The sequence below is a fragment of the Nocardioides sp. CPCC 206348 genome (assembly GCF_048654705.1).
Classification (GTDB): Bacteria; Actinomycetota; Actinomycetes; order Propionibacteriales; family Nocardioidaceae; genus Nocardioides.
On sequence record NZ_JBMCZA010000153.1, the window covers coordinates 9,577 to 12,775 of the forward strand.

Genomic DNA, 3,199 nt, shown 5'->3' on the forward strand with positions numbered 1-3,199 from the left:
ACCCCAGCCCCACGTCGCCACCCGCTGGGGCTCCTCCGTGATCTCGGTCTTGCCGAAGGCGTGCTCGATGGTGATCGGGAACGAGTCGGTGGCCTCCAGCGTGGTGGTACCGGAGTCCTTGTCGTCGCTCTCCTGGCCGCAGGCAGCCAGGGCCAGCACGGTGGCCAGACCTGCGACGAGCGCAGTGGTCCGGCGGAAGGCACGTGTACGCACGTGTCTCTCCTCAATCTCTCGGGGTTGGGATAAGGAAAGCCTAACCTAAGAGACTGCTGACTCCCCGCCTGGTCCGCCCCTTGGGTACGACGAGGGGGCCGCCGGTCACCGGATCGACGATCACCTCCGCGTCGAGGCCGAACGCCTCGCGCACCGAGTCGGCGGTCAGTACGTCGCCCGGCGCCCCCTGGGCGGCGACCCGGCCACCGCACATCACGACCACGTGATCGGCGTACCGGGCGGCGTGGTTGAGCTCGTGCAGCACCATCACCACGGTGGTGCCGCGCTCCTCGTTGAGGTCACTGAGCAGGTCGAGCAGCTCGAGCTGGTGGGTGACGTCGAGGTACGTCGTCGGCTCGTCCAGCAGGACCGCGTCGGTCTCCTGGGCGAGCACCATCGCGATCCAGACGCGCTGGCGCTGCCCGCCCGACAGCTCCTCGAGGCGGCGCTCGGCAAGGTCGGCCAGACCCGTGGCTTCCAGCGACCGCATCACGACGGCGTCGTCGTTGCTGCTGTGCCGCCCGAACCAGCCCTGGTGCGGGAACCGGCCCCGGCCGACGAGCTCGGCGACCCGGACGCCGTCCGGCGCGATCGACGTCTGGGGCAGGACGCCCACCAGGCGCGCGAGGTCGCGTCGCGACAGGGCGCCGATGTCCTTGCCGTCGATGCTGACCTTCCCACCCGAGAGCGGGTGCAGGCGGGCCAGGCCGCGCAGCAGCGTCGACTTGCCGCACGCGTTGGGTCCGACGATCGCCGTCACCTTCCCGGGCGGGAGCGCGAGGTCGAGGCCCTCGATGACCGGGCGGCCCTTGTAGCCGAGGGACACGCCCTCGGCGGTGATCGCGGTGCTCATACGGTCGCCTTTCGATCGCTTCGGGCCAGCAGCCACAACAGGTACGGCGCGCCGACGAGCCCGGTCACGATGCCGACCGGGGCGGTGAGTCCTCCGGGGAGGTAGTACTGGCCCACGACGTCCGAGAGCATCGTGAGCGCGCCGCCGACCACACTGGAGGCGACCAGGGCGGGACCTCCGTCGTCGACCAGGCGGCGCGCGATCGCGGGGGCGACCAGCGCCACGAACGCGATCGGACCCGCGACGGCCGTCGCCAACGCGACCAGGCCGACCCCGATCAACAACGCCAGCACGCGTGACTGCGTCGGCCCGAGCCCCAGTCCCTGCGCATGCTCGTCACCGAGGGCCAGAGCACGCTGCTGGCGCGCGATCGGCACCGTCAGCAGCGCCAGCGCCGCGACACCGAGGGCGAGGGTGCCGAGCGTGCCGTCGCGGACGTCCGCGACGCTGCCGATGGTCCACAGCAGCACGGTCCCGCCCTCCCGCTCGTCGGCTTCCGCGAGCCGCCAGGAGATCAGGGAGCCGCACAGATAGGCGATGCCGACGCCGACCAGTACGAAACGAATGCCGTGGAGGCCGTTGCGCCAGGCGAGCACCCAGATCGCCACCGCCGCTGCCAGCGCACCTGCACCGGCAGCGAGGTTCACGGCGACACCGGAGGCGCCGTACCCGACCACCGCGGTGACCGCACCCAGCGACGCTCCCCCGGAGATCCCGAGGATGTCCGGGCTGGCCAGGTTGTTGCGCAACGTCGACTGGAACAACGCCCCCGCCAGGCCGAAGGCGAGGCCCGCGATGATCGCGGCCAGTCCGCGCGGCAGGCGCAGGTCCTGGACGACGAGCAGGTCGAACCGGTCCCCGACCCCGAACAACGCCGGGAAGGAGCGCTCCGGCGGGACACCCGCCGCACCGAGGCCGAAGGTGATCAGGAGCAGGCCCAGGCACAGGGCCACCCCGACCGCGACGACCACGAGGGTGCGCAGGCGGTGGCGTCGACGGATGCGGGTGATCGTGCTGAGGTCGAGGTCGGTCACCGTGGTGCTCACAGGCCGGCCACCCGTCGGCCGCGGGCCACGGCGATCAGCACCGGTGCCCCGATGATGGCAGCCACCACGCCCGCCTCGAGCTCGTCGGCCTTGACCAGGCGACCGACGATGTCGGCGGTCAGCAGCATCACCGGACCGAGCAGCGCGCACAGCGGGACGATCCAGCGGTAGTCGGTGCCGACCAGGCGCCGGGCGGCGTGCGGGACCGCGAGGCCGACGAGTGCGATCGGACCGGCGAGCGCGGTCGCCGTACCCGCGAGGCAGATGATGGCCAGGCCGGCGATCGCGCGGGTGGTCCCGACACCCTGGCCCAGGGCGGCGGCGACGTCGTCGCCGAGCGCCAGGCCGTTGAGGCGGTGCGCCGAGAACAACGCGATGGCCGCGCCGACCGCGATGAACGGCCACAGCACCTCGACGGCGGCGAGGTCGCGCCCGTTGAGGGCGCCCACCGCCCAGAACCGGAGGCTGTTGAACGCGTCGACGTCACGGAACAGGACGAGGTTCGAGATCGGGGTGAGCAGCGCGGTGAGCGTCGCTCCGGCGAGCGCGAGCTGCACGGGACGCCCGTGCCCGATGGCGAAGACCGTGAGCGCAGCGATCGCCGCGCCGAGGAAGGCGAACCACACGGCCCCGACCGGCGAAATGACGCCGAAGGTCGTCGCGGCGATGACGATGCCGAGGGCAGCCCCGGCGTTGAGACCGAGCAGGCCGGGGTCGGCCAGCGGGTTGCGGGTGATCCCCTGGGCGAGCACGCCGGCCAACCCCAGGGCGGCACCGGCGAGCAGCGCGATGATCGTGCGCGGCACCCGCTGCCCACGGATCACGGCGTGGTCCACGTTGCCCGCGACCGGATCGGTCAGCGCACGCCAGGACTCGCCGACAGCAACCTCGCGCACGCCCAGCGCCAGGCTCAGCACCACACCGACCAGCAGGAGCAGGACGGCACCCGCGAGCACCAGGACCCGGCCGCGTGCAGCACCGGAGGTGACGTCGCCACGCACCGCAGCCGGCGCCGTGACCAAGGTATGCATAACCTAACAATCCCACACCGGGGACAACGTTGGTCGAGGAGGTTGCGCAGCAACCG

Annotated in this window: 3 protein-coding genes and 1 pseudogene; all 4 read right to left on the reverse strand. The window is 72.2% G+C overall.

Annotation, left to right across the window (positions count from 1 at the left end):
* Positions 1–213: pseudogene (locus ACOADB_RS10725) on the reverse strand (iron-siderophore ABC transporter substrate-binding protein); the annotation flags it as partial.
* Between the two features lie 40 nt (positions 214–253).
* The gene (locus ACOADB_RS10730; RefSeq protein ID WP_378598044.1) at positions 254–1,066 is read right to left on the reverse strand and encodes an ABC transporter ATP-binding protein; all 813 of its coding nucleotides are present in this window, start codon (positions 1,064–1,066) and stop codon (positions 254–256) included.
* Positions 1,063–2,112 carry a FecCD family ABC transporter permease gene (locus ACOADB_RS10735; RefSeq protein WP_378598046.1) on the reverse strand — a complete coding sequence of 350 codons (1,050 nt, stop codon included), beginning with the start codon at positions 2,110–2,112 and terminating at the stop codon, positions 1,063–1,065. The genes ACOADB_RS10730 and ACOADB_RS10735 overlap by 4 nt, the downstream gene beginning before the upstream one ends.
* Positions 2,109–3,143 (reverse strand): FecCD family ABC transporter permease, encoded by a 1,035-nt coding sequence (locus tag ACOADB_RS10740; protein WP_378598048.1) that lies wholly within the window; start codon positions 3,141–3,143, stop codon positions 2,109–2,111. Before ACOADB_RS10740 ends, ACOADB_RS10735 begins: the two co-directional genes overlap by 4 nt.
* Positions 3,144–3,199: the final 56 nt, after the last annotated feature.

Coding starts and splice junctions, on each gene's coding strand:
- ACOADB_RS10730 (WP_378598044.1), bottom strand. CDS start 1,066: ATGAGCACCGCGATCACCGCCGAGGGCGTGTCCCTCGGCTACAAGGGC.
- ACOADB_RS10740 (WP_378598048.1), bottom strand. CDS start 3,143: ATGCATACCTTGGTCACGGCGCCGGCTGCGGTGCGTGGCGACGTCACC.